We start from the raw sequence: 15,406 nt of genomic DNA, 5'->3' as shown, positions 1-15,406 counted from the left end.
ATGCGCGACGCATGGTACCGAGAAGGCCCGCCGCCTACCGGCCGGCGCCGCCTGCCCGTGCTCCTGGCATAGCGCCCCCCCTGGCGGTCTCCTCACACGAGGAGAACGCATCATGAGCATTGACATCACCGCCCCGGACGTGCGGACGGCCGCCGTCGTCGCCACCTGGGGCATGAAGGAAGCGGTGGCGCGCCTGATCGGTGACGAGTGCGCATCCCTGGCCGACCACATGCGTCACCTTGACCAGTTGCAGAGGGTCGTCAAGGCAGATTCGGCGCTGCATCGCTGGTGCGGCCTGCCGGCCTACGACTGGAGCATCCGCTTCAGCGCGGAGGAGGCCGCCGGCCTGACATGGGCGGCCGAGCAGGCTCTCGAAGTCGCCGAAGAGCAGGGTAGGGAATGCGCCCGCTACCCCGAGAGCTACGAGGCCGACGAAGCGGCGGCCTGGCGGGACCTGGCGGCGAACGCCCGGCGGGTGCTCGCCGCCCTGGGTAGCGAGGTGCCGTCGTGAGCCTCATCGACACCGACGCCTACCGCTTCCTGGTCGCCGTGTCCGCCCTGGCGGACGCCGGACAGGAGGCCCTCGACGCCTGCCCGGCCGGCCACGTCATGGAAGCGACCGTCCGCGAGCTGGCCGAGGCCTGCGCGATGGCCGGCGCCTGGGCGCACCAGAAGGCCGCCGAGATGGCGGCCGTCGACCCCGACGAGCTGCGCCGAGCGCTCGACGACGACCCCGGGGGCGCCGGTGGGTAGCCCCGACATGCGCGCCGCCGCGCTGGGGTATGCCCAGCGCGGCTGGCACGTCCTGCCCCTGGCGGCCCGCGGCAAGGTCCCCGCGGGCGCCGGGCGCGGCGTGCTCGATGCCAGCGCCGACCCGGACACCATCCGCGCCTGGTGGCGCCGCTGGCCGGCCGCGAACGTCGGCATCGCCGCCGGGGCGAGCGGGCTGCTCATCATCGATCTGGACGGCACGACCGGCGCCGACTCGTACGGCTACCTCCTGCGCGAGCTGGGGCCGCCCGGGCCGTCCATGCCGCCCTGGCTGATCGACGGCGCGGGGGTGGTGACCGGGAGGGGTTATCACCTGTACTTCGCTGCGCCCGCCGGGGTGGAGCTGCGCCCGCGGGCCGGGGTGCGCCCCGGGTTCGATGTGCGGGCCGGGGCGAGCTATGTGGTCGGGCCGCCGTCCATCCATCCATCGGGGCGCCCGTACCGCTGGCTCGACAACCAGCCCCCGGCCGAGGTGCCCGTGCTCGCGCCGGCCTGGGTGGAGTTCCTGATCGACAAGCCGGCCGAGGCGCCGCCGGTGAGAGTGGCCCCGGTGCGCGACGAGGTGCACGGCACGCCCTACGGCCGGGCCGCCGTGGCCGGCGTGCTGCGCGAGCTGGCCGGCAGCACCCGGGGGCAGCGGAACCGGAGCACCTACGCCGCCGCGCGTCGGGTCCTCGACCTTCACCGTGATGGTCACCTTCCCGACCCCGATTCCGCCCTATCCGCGGTGGCCGGTTGCGCCATCGAGACCGGCCTGGATGACGACGAGACCACCACCACGCTCGCGAGCGCCCTGGCCGGCGCCTGGGGCGGCAGCACCGACGAGCACCGCCCGCGCGCTCGCGCGCTCGTGGGCCGAATGGAGGCCGCATGACCCCGGACCGATTCGATGCGATGGCGGCCGAGGTGGTGCCGCTGTCTCCCACGGGAGACACGCCGGCCAACCGGCGGGGTGGCGGGCCCGCGCTGCGCACCCGGTGCCTGGCCGACATCGACGAAGAGCGAGTGTCCTGGTACTGGCCCCGCCGCCTGCCCTGGGGCGAGGTGGTGGTGATGGCCGGCGACGGTGCCGTGGGTAAGAGCACCCTGGCCGCGCTGATCGCCGCCGGGGTGACCCGCGGCGAGGCCCCGAGGGGAGGCACCATCGACGGCCCGCGCGGGGTGCTGGTGGTGAGCCCCGAGGAGAAGTCGAGCGTGGTCGTGCGGCCCCGCCTGCGGCTGCTCGGCGCCGACCTGAACCGGGTGCACGACCTGGACCCGGATGGCGCCGGCCTGAGCCTGCCCCGCGACGAGCACCAGCTCGAGGGGGTCGTGGCCGAGCTGGGGATCGGGCTCGTCATCATCGACCCCGCCAGCACGGTGATGGACGAGGACCTGAATACGAACAGGGAAGAGCACATCCGCCGGTTCCTGGTGCCGTTGCAGCGCATCGCGCACGCCCACGGCGCCCTGGTGCTGGTGCTGGCGCATCTGAACAAGGCGACCGGCGCCGATTCCGGCCAGCGCATGATGGGCGGCGCCGCATGGCGCAACGCCCCGCGCCTGGTGCTCTTGGTGGGCGCGCCCCCGGGGCAGGACCCCCGCGAGACGCCCGAGCGGTTCATGCTGGTGGAGAAGTCCAACATCGGCAGCTACCCGCACGCGCTGGCGTTCCGACTGGAGCCGCACCCGGACGACCCCGAGCGGGTGCACCCGGTCCTGGGGGCCGAGGTGGCCGGGATCAGCGCCCACCACCTGGTCGGCCCCCTGGTGGACGAGGAAGAGCGCACCGCGACCGACGATGCGGCCGCATGGCTGCGCACGGCCCTGGCCGACGGCCCGCGGCCGGCGCGCGAGGTGCAGAAGGAAGCAGCCGAGAACGGCATCCCCGAGAAGCCGCTCCGCACCGCCCGCCAGCGGCTGGGGATCGTCCCCCGTAAGGACGGGTTCGGCCCCGGCGCGCCGTGGGTCTGGACGCTCCCCGACGACGAGGTGGAGGCCGCGTAGATGCCCTCGCCCCCTATACCCGTGGGGAGAGGGCATCTATGGACGTTCGGGCACCCCACATCCCTCTTGTGGAGCGGGGTCTCACATAGATGACCCGCGAGGGCATCTATGGGGCGCCTATGGGCACTGGTGCGGACCTGCTGACGCGCCCCGAGGCCGCGCGCGCGCTGCGCGTGAGCGTGCCGACCATCGACCGTCTGCGGGCCGCCGGGGCGCTGGCTGAGGTGGTCATCGGGCGCCGTGTCCTGGTGCCGCTGGCCGAGGTGGAGCGCCTGGCCGCCGGCCGGCGGCGTGACGTATGTCAGGTGGCAGGTGTGGACGTGACCGGGCCGCTCTGGTGAGAGTCGGCCCGATGGGTGAGAACCTGCCATCGGGGATCGACGCGCTGCCGAGCGGCCGCTACCGCGCGCGGGCCGCCGTTGACGGCCGGCGCGTGGCGCGCACCTTCGCCACGCTGGGGGCCGCCGTGCGCTGGCGCGACGACGCCCACGACGCCCTGGTGGCCGGCGCCGAGCCTCCCGGGCCCCTGGCCCCTCCCCCGCCGCCCACCGCGCCGGTGAGCGTGGCCGACCTGGCGCGCGCCTTCGGCGCCGGCATCCGCGCCGGGACCGTGCGGGCCCGCGACGGCCGGACCTACACGCCATCGGGATCTCGCCGGATCGAGTCGCTGATGCGCCTGCACGTCCTCCCGCGCATCGGCGCCACCCCGGCGGTCTCGCTCACCCGCAAGCACGTGCAGAGGATGGTGGACGCCCTGGCGGCCGAGAAGGGCCCCGAGACCGCGCGCAAGGCCCGCGGCGCCCTGGCCGCGGTGATGCGCCTGGCCGAGGATGACGACCTCATCGAGCGGTCTCCGGTGGAGGGGATCAGGGTCCCCCAGCAGTCCGGATCCGGGCCCTCCATTCGGCCGCTCACCCCGGGCGAGGCGTCGCGCATCCTCCACGCCGCGGCCCGCGACGATGCCGCCCGCGGCCGGAGTCTCGCGGTGCCGCTCTTCGGGCTGATCCTGGCGACCGGCCTGCGCCTGGGCGAGGCCCTGGCGCTTCGCTGGGCGCCCCACCACGGCGATGACGGTGGTCTGCACCTTGATGACGGAGTGGTGCGGGTGCGCTGGTCGCTCGACCGCCAGCGCGACCGCGTGACGCGCGAGATCAAGGTGGGGCCGCCCAAGAGTCGGGCGGGCGTGCGGGAGGTGCCCATGGGCACCGACGACGTGGCGATGATGCGCCGCCATCGGCTGGCCACCGGCAGGCCCGACGACGGCGCCCTGGTCTTCAGCGTGGCCGGCGCCCCGATCCTGGGTACCGGCGACCCCTCCCGCACCTGGCGCCGGCTGGTGGCGATGGCCGAGGTGTCCCCCGCCCCGCGGATCCACGACCTGCGGCACACCTGGTGCGTCTTCGCCCTGCGGGCCGGCGTCCGGCCGGAGGCCGTGGCGAAGCTCGGGGGCTGGGCCGACGTGGGCATGGTCCACCGCCGGTACGGGCGCCACGCCCTGCCCGATGAGACCGCCGGGGCGGCCGAGCTGCTGGCCACCTGGCGCGCCTCGCACGGGGGCTGAATGGTCACGTGGTGGTCACGGCGTGACCATGTTCCCACGTTCTCCCTGCAAATGGGCACCATGCAGCCGCCCTCTCACGGCGGTAACACGGGTTCAAATCCCGTATGCGCTACCTCTCACAGAACCCCGCCCCGGCGGGGTTCTGTCGTTGCGCCGTATGGCGGCGGACTCGCGACCGGTCTCCGTATCGCGCTCTCGCAACCTGGATGAGCCGGAGGTAGGTGGAGGCGGATCGGTCCAGGACGGGACGTCGTAGGCGGACCACCGGGAGTCGCCCGCCCCCCGCGGCGGTACGACGGGTCCAGGGACAGCGGCGTGGCGTAGGGTCAGAGGCATGGTGAGGCCCACGAGGAGCGAGGTCGAGGTGTCGACGCCGGCGCCATGCGCCCAGGAGTTCCCGTCGGGCCGGGCTCTCTTGGCCGGAGGAGCGATATGAGACGGCCTGATCACCCCGCGCCGGGACCGGGGCAGGAGTCCGTCTGGGACTACCCGCGCCCGCCGCGCCTGGAGACGGACGGGCGCCGGGTGCGCGTGATCCTGGGCGGCGAGACGATCGCCGACACCACGCGGGCGCTGCGCATGCTGGAGACCAGCCACCCGCCGGTCTTCTACCTGCCGCGGACCGACATCGCGGAGGGGGCCCTCCGTCCGGCGCGCGGCGCGAGTTTCTGCGAGTGGAAGGGCACCGCGGCCTACGAGGACGTGGTCGGCGGAGGCCTCGTCGCGGCGCGCGCCGCCTGGCACTACCCCGATCCGGTACCGGCCTACGGCGCTCTGCTCGGACACGTCGCCTTCTACCCCGGGCAGATGGACTCGTGTCTGGTCGGGGACGAGCAGGTGCGCGCCCAGGAGGGCGACTTCTACGGGGGCTGGATCACCGACGAGATCGTGGGGCCGTTCAAGGGCGCCCGGGGCACCCTGGGCTGGTGAGCGACGGGTCCCGGGCGGCATAGCGTCCGGAGCGAGTGGTGATCAGGCGACACCCTGCAGGGCCGCCCCGAGCGCGAAGGCCAGCCCGGCGGCGACCGCACCCACGGCCAGGGTCTCGAGCCCGGCCGTCCACCATCGCTGATCGACGAAGCGCGACTTGAGCGCTCCGACCGCGAAGAAGCCGACCGCGGTCATGCCGGCACTCCAGGCGAACGGGTGGGCGACCTCGACGGTGAACGCGAGGTCGTAGAGGAAGACGAGGAGCGGCAGGCTGCCGACGGCGACGAAGGCGACGAACGTCGTCGCCGCGGCGCGCACAGGGTTCGACGACCGTTGCGCGTAGCCGAGCTCCTCCGTCATCATCGTGTCGAGCCACACGCGACGGTCGCCGGTGATGACCTCGACGGTCCTCTCCAGCTGCTCGCCCCGGAAGCCCTTGGCCGCGAAGATCTGGCGGATCTCCTCGCGCTCGCCCTCGGGGACGAGGTCGAGATGCCGCTGCTCCTCGCGCCGCGCTCGCGCCTGCTGCTGCTCTTCCGCCCGCGAGCCGAGGAAGTTGCTCACGGCCATGCTGAAGCCGTCGGCCACGAGGTTGGCCACACCGAGGATCACGACCACCGTGGCGCTGAGCCGCGCACCCGCCACGCCGGAGACGACGGCGAACGTCGTGACCGTCCCGTCGATGGCCCCGTACACGAAGTCGCGCAGATGGCTTCCACCGTTCGGCCGGGCGAGACGACGGCGGACGGCTTCGGGCGTGTGCTCCCGCTGCAGCAGGTGGACATCGTGGGGCGCGCGCGCCTCCCCGCGACCCTGCCCCGTGTCCGGGTGGTGCTCCTCGTCGTCTGCCATCCCGCCCTCTCCTTCTGCCAATGGGTGCGCGCGGCCGGCCCGACGGTGCATGGACCCCCGGGACCGGGACCGGCCGTCCTCAGTCGGCCCCGCCGAAGGCCGAGAGCCCCGTCAGCTCGCGGCCCACGATCAGAGCCTGGATGGCCTCGGTGCCCTCCACCGTCACCGTCACCTCGACGTCGGTGAGGTGACGGGCCACGTCGTTCTCCAGCAGCAGCCCATCGCCGCCCAGCAGCTCGCGCGCGGCGCCCACCACCTCGCGCGCCGCGCCGGCGTTGTGCATCTTGGCCAGCGAGGCCCGTGCCGCGTCCGCCGGCTCGTCGGTCTCCAGCTCGGCCAGCCGGTGGCACATCAGCGCCATGCCCGTGACCGTCGCGGTCATCTTCGCCAGGGTCGCCTGCACGATCTGGTGACCCGCCAGCGGCCGGCCGAAGGAGCTGCGCCGGCAGGTGTGCTCGATCGCGATCTCCAGCGCGGCCCTGGCGTGGCCGAGTGCGGCCCAGGCCACTCCCGAGCGCGCCTTGGTAAGCACCGCGGCCGCGGCGGCGAACCCGTCGGCGCCCCGCAGGCGGTCCTCGTCGGCCACCGGCACCCCGTCGAGCACGATGTCGGCCTGCACCGAGGCCCGCTTGCCGATCTTGCCGGTGATGGGGCGGGCCTCCAGGCCCTCGGCGCCGCCTGGCACCACCCACGCGCCCACCTCGCCCGTGGCCTCGTCGCGCGCCCACACCACCAGCAGGTCGGCGAAGGTCGCGTTGCCGATCCAGCGCTTGTGCCCGCTCAGGCGCCAGCCGGCACCGTCGCGCCGTGCGGACGTCTCGAGCGCCACCGCGTCCGAGCCGTGGTGGGGCTCGGTGAGCGCGAAGGAGCCGATCAGCTCCAGCCGCGCCAGCCCCGGTAGCCAGCGCCGGCGTTGCTCCTCGCTGCCGTGCATATGGATGGCGCGCATGACCAGCCCCGACTGCACGCCGAAGAAGGTGGACAGGCTGCCGTCGCACCGGGCCAGTTCCATCGCCGCCACCCCGGCCGCGCGCGCCGACAGCCCGGGCGCCCCGTGGCCGGCGATGGTGCCCCCCACGATGCCGAGGCGCGCCAGCCCCGGCAGCGCCGCGACGGGGAACTCGGCCCGCTCCCAGCATCCGTTGATGATGGGGCGCACCTCCTCGTCGCAGTAGCGGCGCACCGCCTCGCGCAGGGCCGCGTCGCGGTCGTCGAGCAGCGCGTCGGTGAGGTACAGGTCGTGCCGATCCGGCGTGAGCATGCGGTTCTCCGGCGCGGGTACGGGGGGCGTGTGCGAGCCACGCTAGCGGTCGCGACGACCCCGCAGCGCGTCGGCGCGGCTCGCCGCGCGCCGGCCCGTCCCTACCTCGTACGCGGTGGCTCGGGCTGCTCGCGCGGGGGGAGCTGGATCTCCCGGATGGACCCGCTGACCCCGTGGGAGATCTCGTACGTGCGCTCGCGCTCGGCGTTGTACTCGGCCCCCAGCAGCAGGGCCACGTTTGTGATCCAGAGCCATACCAGCAGCACCACCACGCCACCCAGGGTGCCGTAGGTGCGGTCGTAGCTGCCGAAGTTGGAGACGTACAGCGCGAAGCCCGCCGAGGCCACCACCCACAGCACCAGCGCCACCGCGGCGCCGGGCATGACGGCCCAGATGCGCCGCTGGCGCACGTTGGGAGTGCCGCCGTACAGCAGCATCAGCAGCACGACCGCGGCGGCGATGAGGATGGGCCACTTGGCCAGGCGCCAGACGGTCACCGCGGTGTCACCCACCCCCAGCGGATCGGCCACGGCCTCCACGACCGGCCCCGACAGGACCACGGCCGCGACGGCCGCCACCAGCAGCAGCATGCTGATCAGGGTGATCAGGACCTGCATCGGGCGAAGCTGCCAGAACGAGCGGCCCTCACGGATCTCGTAGATCACGTTCGAGGCCCGGGCGAAGGCCGACGTGTAGCCGGACGCGCCCCACAGGGCGCCCGCCAGTCCGAAGACCAGCCCCAGCCCGGCGGCGCCGGTGTTGGAGGTGATCGACTCGATCGGCCCGGACAGCGTGTCGGCCGCCGAGGCCGGCGCGAGCTCGAGGATGACGTCGGTGATGGTCTCGGGGTCCGCGATCAGGCCGATCAGCGAGGACAGCGCCAGCAGCGCCGGGAACAGCGACAGCAGCCCGTAGTAGGTCAGGGCCGCCGCCCAGTCGGTCATGCCGTCGTCCCGGAACTCGAGAAGGGTGCGGCGCGCCGTCGCCGTGGGCGTGGTGAAGGTGTCCGTGCCCGTGGGCTGCGGGGGCGTCGGGGGTCGCCGGGTCTCGCCGCTGCTCATGATCCTCCGGTACCGGTCGCCGAGGGGCGGGGCCATGGATGGCCCTGAGATTCGCATACCCCGCCGGCGCACGGCCAAACGCCGGGCGGCCGCCCTCCCGCCCGCCGCGCGAGGCCGCGGGCCGGGAGAGGGCGCCCGCGCTACCTCCCGCCTGCCGCGGGCGGGACCGGTTCCGGGGCGGCGTCGGCCGCGGGAGTGACCCGCGACGCGGCGGCCGGCTCCGGATCCACGGCCGCGGCCGCGGGGTGCTCGGCCGCGTCCCTCTCGGAGGGTCCCGTGAGGCCCTCCTTGAAGTCGCGGATCCCCGACCCCAGCCCCCGCCCCAGCTCGGGCAGCCGCCGGGGGCCGAACACCAGCAGCGCCAGCAGCAGGACGATCCCGATCTGCAGGGGCGAGATGTCGAACACGGCGCCTACCGCAGCCGGGCCCAGGGGCCCGTGATCGCGTAGGTGCGGCCCAGGACCTTGCCCGGCCCGCTGGCCCGGTCGCCCTGCTGGTTGACGAACAGGGTCTTCCCGGACGGGTCGAAGCAGGCGCCGCAGAACTCCGAGCCCGGCGCGTCGATGGCCCGCGCGAAGTCGGAGATGCGCCCGTCGGTGGTCAGCAGCCGCAGGAACTGCGGCTCGTCGGCGTCCTCGCACAGCAGGAGGTCACCGTCCGGCGTCACCACCAGGTTGTCCGGGTTCTTGAGCGCCTCGGGGCCCGGCGACTCGTAGATGAGGGTCAGGGTGCCGGCGCTGGGGTCGAACTCGAAGACCTGGCCCAGGTTCTGGGGCCCGCCGAGCGTGCAGCAGAAGTAGAAGCGCCCGTTGGCGACCCAGCAGCCCTCCTGGCGGTCGAACGCGGCCGCGCCCTTCGATGCCGCCTCGATGCGCACCGTATCGGTGGCGGGCTCGGGCTCGTCGATGGTCACCCAGGAGACGGGGAGCGGCTCGCCCACCGGGAGCCCCTGGGAGGTGTCGAGGTTGGGCATGCCCTCGATGGCGAGCGCCTGCAGCACCCCGGTGGAACGGGCCAGGTCGCCGGCCCGGCGAGGGGTGGCGTTCGGCACGTAGCGGTACAGGCACGCGTTCGTCCCGCGGTCCTCGGTCTGGTAGAGCGCCCCCGCCAGCCAGCCGACGGCCTCGTGCACCAGGCGCCCCGCGCCCCGGATGGGCTCGGCCGCCACCGGACCCGCCGCGTAGGCGTCGATCTCGAAGTTGTAGCCGTGGCGGACGCCGGCGCCGTCGACGGCCTCCTCCGAGGTGATCCAGGTGCCCCAGGGGGTGACGCCGCCCGCGCAGTTGGTGGTGGTGCCGCCCAGGATGGCGAAGCTGGTGACGAGCTCGCCGCTGCGGCGCACCACGACCTTGGTGCAGCCGCCGTTGTACGCGGGGTCCGGGTCGTAGCGGAACTCCTCCGGGACCACGACCGCCGACTCGCCGGAGCGCCGCCGGTTCTCGTGGTTGCGGATGAGGATGGTGGTGTTGTTGGGCCCGGGGAAGGAGCCCATGCCGTCGAAGATGCCGGGGGTGGGGTTGCCGTCGCTCATCATCTCGCCCTCGCGCGAGACCACCTTGTAGGTGAAACCGCGCGGCAGGGCGAGCTCGCCGCGGTCGATCAGGGGCCCGTAGCCGGGTCCCGCCAGCGGCTTGCCCGCCGCGACCCGGCTCTGGAACGCGAACAGGGGGCCCGCCACCGTCAGCCCCGCCGCCGCGGCGGCGCCGCGCCGCAGGAACGTCGAACGATCGATCGTCGCCATCGAATGCCTCCGTCTCGGGGCCGCATCGGCTCGGCCCTGTGGCGCGGACGGTCGCCCACCGGTGCGGCCCATCCAACCCGGTTACAGGGGTCTTCACCGCGCTGTCACGGGCGACGATGCGGCCGATCCGCCGCCGCCGAGCGGGCGAACGGCGTAAGCCCGCGCGGTGCGAGTTCACCGCGGTGTCACGGGGCGACCGCGGCGGCGGTCAGAGGAGCAACAGGATCAGCGCCGCCCCCACGGCCACCATCAGGAGGACGGCCGCCACCAGCGGGCCGCGGACGGCCTCGGGCCCGGCGAAGCGGCCGGACTCGAGTCCGCGGTGGACGCGCCGGAAGCGCAGTCCCCCGTGGACGACGGCCACCGCGCCGGCGCCCACCAGCAGCATCCCCGCCACAGTGGCGGAGCGATCGCCGGGCTCGAGCAACTGGGCCACCGCCAGCCCCAGCACCATCACCGTGGCCCCGGTGCGCAGCCACGCCAGGAAGGTGCGCTCGTTCGCCAGGTGATCGCGCACGCGGGACGTGGGATCGGTGGGCTGCGCCGGCACCTGCTCGTCGTCCATCTCCCCCACCCTGTCGCCCCCACTCGCGTCGCGCCGTCCCCGCAAGCCTCGCACGGGCGCCGACCCGGAGCCGGGCGCCGCCATCCGCACCACGCCCCGCCGCCGTACCCACACCCGAGGGGGCGGGCATCCGCCTCCCGACACCCACGTCGAGGAGGACTCCGTGCCGACCATCTCACCCGGCCCGGCAGCGCCGGCCACAGGCGCCGAGGGTCGTGCCGGGCGCGCGCGCCGCGAGACGATCGCGCGAGGCCTGATCCTGCTGGCCGCGTTCGTCTCGTTCATCCTCTCCGTCTCGCTGTGGTTCGCCGGCAACGAGATGGAGGGCGTCTTCGTGGGCATCTGGGTGCCCTCGATCATCGCCCTCGGGGCGTTCCTGCTGCCGCGGAGGGCCGACCGGTGAACACGCCCGAGCTGTTCATCATGGGCGCGGTCGTGACGCTGATCGTGGCCGCCGCGCTGGCCCTGATCGTCTACGGGGCGATCATGGACGGCCGCACCACGCGACGCGCGGTGGCGATGGCCGAGGACTCCCGTGCCGACGCGGTCGCGGCGGGCAGCGCGAGCGCGCGCGAGCAGGAGCGCGCGCCCGGCTGAGCTGCGCCTGCTCCCGGAGCGGGGCCTAGGGGGTCATGGCCGGGGCGTCGAACACCCCGAGCCAAAGGGCGAGGGCGATGATGGCGACCGTCACGAGCACCAGCAGCGCCACCCAGCTCGCCCAGGCGACCCCCGCGCCGCCCCGGGCGCGGGTGCGGGTGCGACTCACCTGGAGGTACACGGGGCGCCCGGCGTGCTCGGGCTCGCGGCGGACCGGCAGATCGCGGTCCGGCTCCGCGAGCCCGTCGAGATCCACCCCGAGGTGCTCGGCGTAGGAGCGTACGAAGCCCGCGACATAGGCGGGGTCGGGTAGATCGTCGAAGCGGCCGTCCTCGATCGCGGCCAGGTAGCGGGCGCGGATGAAGGTCGCCTCGGCGCACTCGGAGATGTCGAGGCCGCGACTCATGCGGGCCTCGCGCAACGTGTTGCCGATGAGGGTCGGTGAGCTCACCGGAGGCAGCCTATGGGCCGCGGGGCCGTCGCGTCGGACGGCGGTCGTCCCGCGGCGTCCTCCGGGCGGCCGATCGGTCATGCTCCGGGGCAGTGAGCGCCGGCCCGGACCACTACGCCGCCCTCGATGTGGCCCCCGACGCCAGCGCCGCGGAGGTGAGGGCGGCATGGCGCCTGCGGCTGGTCGCCTTCCACCCGGACCGCTTCCGCGACGAGGACCAGCGCCGGCGGGCCGAGGAGCTCACCCAGCGCGCGAACGAGGCCTGGCAGGTGCTGGGCGACCCGGTGCAGCGCTCCCGCTACGACCGCCTGCGCCGCTCGGGGCCCCAGGCCCCGCCGCCCGGCCCGCCGGCGCCCCCGGTGCGCCGCGTCCCGTGCCCGGGCTGTGCCAGCCGTGTCGCCGTCGACGACCCGGGCGGCATCGTGGTGTCGCTGCGCTGCCCGGGCTGCGGGCAGGGCTTCTCGGCTCTGGTGGGAGCCCGGGTGGTGGGGCGCGCGCATCTGGAGCGCCGCTGGATGTCGCTTCGTCACCGCATGGTGGTGGCCAGTGCGCGCGGCGCGCTGGACACGGTGACCTTTCGCAAGCTCCCCATCGAGCTGGCGCTGTCCGAAGGCGAGCTGGTATCGATCGTCTTCCACCCCACGCGCGGCCGGCCCGTCTACACCATCGCGCACGACGAGGGAGGCCTGGACCTGGGCTGGCGGGTGCGCTGAGGGGCCATCCGGTGCGCACCGCTCAAGCCCGGGGGGCCGCCTGCCGATGCGGACAGCGCCACCCGAACGCCGGGAGCGTCGTGGAACACGTACCCGCCATCCAGAAGGCCGGCCTCAGCGAGGCCAACCGCATCGCGCAGATGGTCATGCAGCGTGAGACCCACATGGCCGTGCTGGCCTCCGCCGGCGAGCGCGCCGACCGGGTGCGCTCCGCCAAGGTGCCACCGCCCGAACGGATCGAGCGCATGGACGACCGCGCCGAGGAGGAGCGCCACCGCGAGGGGCACTCCGACGACGACGCGGGCGGGAGCGAGGGCGAGCCCGACCGGCCGCGGCGTCACATCGACCTGAGCGCCTGAGCGCTCGCACCGGGTCGCCGGTGCGCCGGCTGCTACTTCTCGCCGCCCAGGCGAGCGCGGAAGAAGTCCCGGATCGCCTCGCGTCCGCCGTGGGTTGCGGCCTCGGCGAATCGCACCGCCAGCGACTCGCTCCCGTCGTCGTCCGTCCCGTGGCGCACGACCTCGGCGTCGATGGCGTGCCAGCCCAGCTCGGCCAGCTCGATCTCCACGCGCACCTGCGAGGCCGATGGGAAGTCGTCGCCGGCCATCAGCGCGCCGCCCTCGGAGAGGTTGACGCTGACGGCCTCCACCACGGCGTCGCCGGCGGTGACGCGCACCGGGAGCTCGACATCCCGGCGAGGATGCGCGCGGCGGTCGTCCTGGGATTCCTCAGTGCTCATCTGCCCGCCCTCGATCGTGGTCCTCGGGAGATTGATTCGCGCCGGCCGCCCTCAGCCCTGCGGCCCGTCGAGCGGTAGCGCGCGCTCGTAGACGTGCCGGTCGGCCCCCGGGCCGAGATATCCGGGGCGCCAGGCGGGGACGAAGCCCAGGCGCTCGTGGAAGCGGGCCGAGGCCTCGCGGCCCGGCCCCACCAGCGCGCGGATGCGCCCGCAGCCCCGGGCGGCGCACCGCCCCCCGAAGGCCCGGTACAGGCCCTCGCCCACCCCCCGGCCGCGCCAGGCCGGCGCCACGGCGTGCATGTGGACGTACGCCAAGTCGGGCTCGGCCTCCGAGACCAGCCCCAGCAGGAAGCCGGCGGGCCGGCCGGCCGCATCCTCGATCCACACTCCCGACGGGCCGAGCTGGTCGAAGAAGAGCCGGTGCATCACCAGACCCACCGGGTGCCCGAACCAGTCGTCCACCACGGCCCGCGCGCGGTCGTAGTCGCCGGCCCGGAGCTCACGGGGCGCCCGCAGGCGCCCACCGGCGTCGGGATCGGTCACGTCGGGGCCCCGATCCGCCTAGCCCGCCGCCTCGGGGTGCCCCTTGCGTGCGATGTAGTCCTCCACCAGCAGCAGGCCGGCCTCGCCGGCGCGGCGCACGATCTGCAGCAACTCGGTCATGGTCGCCACCTCCTCGACCTGCTCGGTGACGAACCACTGCAGGAAGACCTCCGTGGCGTGGTCCGACCGCCCCCGCGCGACATCGACCAACTCGTCGATGCGGGCGGTCACGTCCTCCTCGGACTCCAGCGCGGCCCGCACAGCGTCCTGCGCGCTCTCGAAGCCACCCCTCGGCGCGGCGATGGCCGGGATCGCCACCGTGCCCCCGGCGTCCTGGATGTAGTCGAGGAACTTCATGGCGTGGCCGTGCTCCTCCGCGGCCTGCTCGGCGAAGAACCGGGTGAGCTCGGGCAGGCCCTCCCCGTCGAACCAGCTCGAGATCGCCAGATACTGCATGTGGGCCTCGAACTCGCGTCCCATCTGTGCGTTGAGGGCCGCGTCGACGGTGCTCTCCAGGGCCATGGTCGCTCCTCGGGTGGGGTGGGCCCCACACTCTAGAGCCGATTCCCGCGGTCCGACGCCTTCCCCGCGGTCCGGACGCCGGGTTAGTCTTGTCAGACTCCCGCGCTCCGAGTGCGGGAACGCCGCGCCGCCGGGCGGCTCGGCCGTCCCCTTTTCCGCCTAGGAGAGTCATATGACGCGCGGGTTCCGCCGTACCGCCGCCGCCCTCGTGGCCACCGGCGCCGTCGCCTTCGCCGCCGGTTGTGGTGGCGACGAGTCCTCGGCCTTGAGCGCAGACGAGCTGCGCACCCAGGCCGACGCCATCTGCACCGATGTGAACGCGACCACCGAGAGCATCGCCGACCCCACCTCGCCGGACGATCTCCTCGGCTTCCTCCAGGCGACTCGCGATGCCAACCAGGACGGACTCGAGCGACTGCAGGAGCTCGAGCCGCCGGACGAGCTGGCAGACCTGTGGGATCAGGCGGTGGCGCTGAACGAGCAGCAGCTCGAGCTGATCAACGGCGCCATCTCGCGCATCGAGGGCGGGGAGGACCCCGAGGCGGTTCTCAACGAGGTCGGCCCCGAGGCCGAGTCCGCCAGCAACGAGCTGGACGACCTGGCCCAGCAGCTGGGCCTGAGCGTCTGTGGCTCCGAGGACGGCGACGACGAGCCCACCGAGCCCACCGAGCCGACCACCACCTCGGACGACGTCACCACCCTCGACGACCCGGAGGAGCCGCCGGTCGACCCCGCCCCGTCGGGCGAGACCGGCACCATCGACCAGTACCTCGAGGACGCACAGGCGGCCGCGGGCGCCCTGTCGAGCTTCGGCACCACCCTGCAGTCGCTGTCGGGCCCGGACGACCTCGCCGCGCGCACCGACGACATCTCCGGGATCCTGGACGACTTCGACGCCGCCATCGCCCGCATGGACGGGTACACGATGGAGGACGCCCAGCTCGAGCGACAGCGCGCCGGCCTGGTGGCCCAGGGGCCGCAGGTCAGCGATGTGCTGCGCCGCTTCGTCGACGCCGCCGCCAGCGGCGACAACGACGCGGTCCAGGCGCTGCTGCCCGACGTCCTCCAGGCGCTGCAGGACTTCAGCGGGGCCGCCACCAACGTGGGCTGAGA

22 protein-coding genes are annotated in these 15,406 nt (G+C 74.1%); 12 read left to right on the top strand and 10 right to left on the bottom strand.

Going from position 1 to position 15,406, the window contains the following annotated elements; all coding sequences use genetic code 11:
- Positions 1 to 112 precede the first annotated feature (112 nt).
- From RIB98_02430 to RIB98_02400, 7 genes are all read left to right on the top strand, one after another.
- Complete coding sequence (locus RIB98_02430; GenBank protein MEQ8839810.1) at positions 113 to 511, top strand: hypothetical protein; 399 nt, start codon at positions 113 to 115, stop codon at positions 509 to 511.
- Positions 508 to 753: a hypothetical protein gene (locus RIB98_02425; GenBank protein MEQ8839809.1), complete on the top strand. Its 246-nt coding sequence runs from the start codon at positions 508 to 510 to the stop codon at positions 751 to 753. Before RIB98_02430 ends, RIB98_02425 begins: the two co-directional genes overlap by 4 nt.
- Entirely contained in the window at positions 746 to 1,645 is a 900-nt protein-coding gene (locus tag RIB98_02420) for a bifunctional DNA primase/polymerase (GenBank protein MEQ8839808.1), read from the top strand. The genes RIB98_02425 and RIB98_02420 overlap by 8 nt, the downstream gene beginning before the upstream one ends.
- Positions 1,642 to 2,757, top strand: a complete 1,116-nt coding sequence (locus tag RIB98_02415; GenBank protein ID MEQ8839807.1) for an AAA family ATPase — start codon at positions 1,642 to 1,644, stop codon at positions 2,755 to 2,757. The genes RIB98_02420 and RIB98_02415 overlap by 4 nt, the downstream gene beginning before the upstream one ends.
- A gap of 119 nt (positions 2,758 to 2,876) precedes the next feature.
- Complete coding sequence (locus RIB98_02410) at positions 2,877 to 3,098, top strand: helix-turn-helix domain-containing protein (GenBank protein MEQ8839806.1); 222 nt, start codon at positions 2,877 to 2,879, stop codon at positions 3,096 to 3,098.
- Between the two features lie 11 nt (positions 3,099 to 3,109).
- Positions 3,110 to 4,318, top strand: coding sequence for a site-specific integrase (locus RIB98_02405; protein ID MEQ8839805.1), 1,209 nt, complete (start codon positions 3,110 to 3,112; stop codon positions 4,316 to 4,318).
- Positions 4,319 to 4,843: 525 nt separating this feature from the next.
- Positions 4,844 to 5,248, top strand: coding sequence for a DUF427 domain-containing protein (locus RIB98_02400; protein ID MEQ8839804.1), 405 nt, complete (start codon positions 4,844 to 4,846; stop codon positions 5,246 to 5,248).
- Positions 5,249 to 5,290: 42 nt separating this feature from the next.
- Here RIB98_02400 and RIB98_02395 read toward each other — a convergent pair whose 3' ends face one another.
- The 6 genes from RIB98_02395 to RIB98_02370 all read right to left on the bottom strand — a co-directional run bounded on the left by RIB98_02395 (position 5,291) and on the right by RIB98_02370 (position 10,728).
- Positions 5,291 to 6,100: a VIT1/CCC1 transporter family protein gene (locus RIB98_02395; protein MEQ8839803.1), complete on the bottom strand. Its 810-nt coding sequence runs from the start codon at positions 6,098 to 6,100 to the stop codon at positions 5,291 to 5,293.
- Positions 6,101 to 6,179: 79 nt separating this feature from the next.
- Positions 6,180 to 7,361 (bottom strand): acyl-CoA dehydrogenase family protein, encoded by a 1,182-nt coding sequence (locus tag RIB98_02390; protein ID MEQ8839802.1) that lies wholly within the window; start codon positions 7,359 to 7,361, stop codon positions 6,180 to 6,182.
- A 101-nt stretch (positions 7,362 to 7,462) separates the two neighbouring features.
- The gene (locus RIB98_02385; GenBank protein ID MEQ8839801.1) at positions 7,463 to 8,422 is read right to left on the bottom strand and encodes a YihY/virulence factor BrkB family protein; all 960 of its coding nucleotides are present in this window, start codon (positions 8,420 to 8,422) and stop codon (positions 7,463 to 7,465) included.
- A 140-nt stretch (positions 8,423 to 8,562) separates the two neighbouring features.
- Positions 8,563 to 8,829 (bottom strand): twin-arginine translocase TatA/TatE family subunit, encoded by a 267-nt coding sequence (locus RIB98_02380; GenBank protein ID MEQ8839800.1) that lies wholly within the window; start codon positions 8,827 to 8,829, stop codon positions 8,563 to 8,565.
- A gap of 5 nt (positions 8,830 to 8,834) precedes the next feature.
- Positions 8,835 to 10,163 carry a DUF839 domain-containing protein gene (locus RIB98_02375; GenBank protein ID MEQ8839799.1) on the bottom strand — a complete coding sequence of 443 codons (1,329 nt, stop codon included), beginning with the start codon at positions 10,161 to 10,163 and terminating at the stop codon, positions 8,835 to 8,837.
- A gap of 208 nt (positions 10,164 to 10,371) precedes the next feature.
- Positions 10,372 to 10,728: a DUF202 domain-containing protein gene (locus RIB98_02370; GenBank protein ID MEQ8839798.1), complete on the bottom strand. Its 357-nt coding sequence runs from the start codon at positions 10,726 to 10,728 to the stop codon at positions 10,372 to 10,374.
- 163 nt (positions 10,729 to 10,891) lie between these two features.
- Between RIB98_02370 and RIB98_02365 the strand changes: the two genes are divergently transcribed.
- Together RIB98_02365 and RIB98_02360 are read left to right on the top strand one after the other, a co-directional pair.
- Entirely contained in the window at positions 10,892 to 11,131 is a 240-nt protein-coding gene (locus RIB98_02365) for a hypothetical protein (GenBank protein MEQ8839797.1), read from the top strand.
- Positions 11,128 to 11,325: a hypothetical protein gene (locus tag RIB98_02360; GenBank protein ID MEQ8839796.1), complete on the top strand. Its 198-nt coding sequence runs from the start codon at positions 11,128 to 11,130 to the stop codon at positions 11,323 to 11,325. Before RIB98_02365 ends, RIB98_02360 begins: the two co-directional genes overlap by 4 nt.
- A 25-nt stretch (positions 11,326 to 11,350) precedes the next feature.
- Here the strand turns inward: RIB98_02360 and RIB98_02355 are convergent, their stop codons facing one another.
- Positions 11,351 to 11,776: a helix-turn-helix domain-containing protein gene (locus RIB98_02355; protein MEQ8839795.1), complete on the bottom strand. Its 426-nt coding sequence runs from the start codon at positions 11,774 to 11,776 to the stop codon at positions 11,351 to 11,353.
- Positions 11,777 to 11,868: 92 nt separating this feature from the next.
- Between RIB98_02355 and RIB98_02350 the strand changes: the two genes are divergently transcribed.
- Together RIB98_02350 and RIB98_02345 are read left to right on the top strand one after the other, a co-directional pair.
- A complete protein-coding gene (locus tag RIB98_02350; GenBank protein MEQ8839794.1) occupies positions 11,869 to 12,489 on the top strand; it encodes a J domain-containing protein in 621 nt (206 codons plus the stop codon).
- An 80-nt stretch (positions 12,490 to 12,569) separates the two neighbouring features.
- Positions 12,570 to 12,848 carry a hypothetical protein gene (locus RIB98_02345; GenBank protein MEQ8839793.1) on the top strand — a complete coding sequence of 93 codons (279 nt, stop codon included), beginning with the start codon at positions 12,570 to 12,572 and terminating at the stop codon, positions 12,846 to 12,848.
- Positions 12,849 to 12,880: 32 nt separating this feature from the next.
- On the opposite strand, the gene RIB98_02340 is transcribed toward RIB98_02345, so the two are convergent.
- The 3 genes from RIB98_02340 to RIB98_02330 are packed head-to-tail and all read right to left on the bottom strand — an operon-like array spanning position 12,881 to position 14,293.
- Positions 12,881 to 13,228 (bottom strand): PilZ domain-containing protein, encoded by a 348-nt coding sequence (locus RIB98_02340; GenBank protein MEQ8839792.1) that lies wholly within the window; start codon positions 13,226 to 13,228, stop codon positions 12,881 to 12,883.
- A gap of 51 nt (positions 13,229 to 13,279) precedes the next feature.
- On the bottom strand, positions 13,280 to 13,771 hold the full coding sequence (locus tag RIB98_02335; protein ID MEQ8839791.1) for a GNAT family N-acetyltransferase: 492 nt from the start codon (positions 13,769 to 13,771) through the stop codon (positions 13,280 to 13,282).
- 18 nt (positions 13,772 to 13,789) lie between these two features.
- Positions 13,790 to 14,293: a ferritin gene (locus tag RIB98_02330; GenBank protein ID MEQ8839790.1), complete on the bottom strand. Its 504-nt coding sequence runs from the start codon at positions 14,291 to 14,293 to the stop codon at positions 13,790 to 13,792.
- Positions 14,294 to 14,465: 172 nt separating this feature from the next.
- Between RIB98_02330 and RIB98_02325 the strand changes: the two genes are divergently transcribed.
- Entirely contained in the window at positions 14,466 to 15,404 is a 939-nt protein-coding gene (locus RIB98_02325) for a hypothetical protein (protein MEQ8839789.1), read from the top strand.
- The last annotated feature ends 2 nt before the right edge of the window (positions 15,405 to 15,406 follow it).

The sequence above is a fragment of the Acidimicrobiales bacterium genome (assembly GCA_040219515.1).
GTDB lineage: Bacteria > Actinomycetota > Acidimicrobiia > Acidimicrobiales > Aldehydirespiratoraceae > JAJRXC01.
The sequence above is the reverse complement of the archived record's forward strand: the minus strand, read 5'-3'. Positions and strand labels throughout refer to the sequence as shown.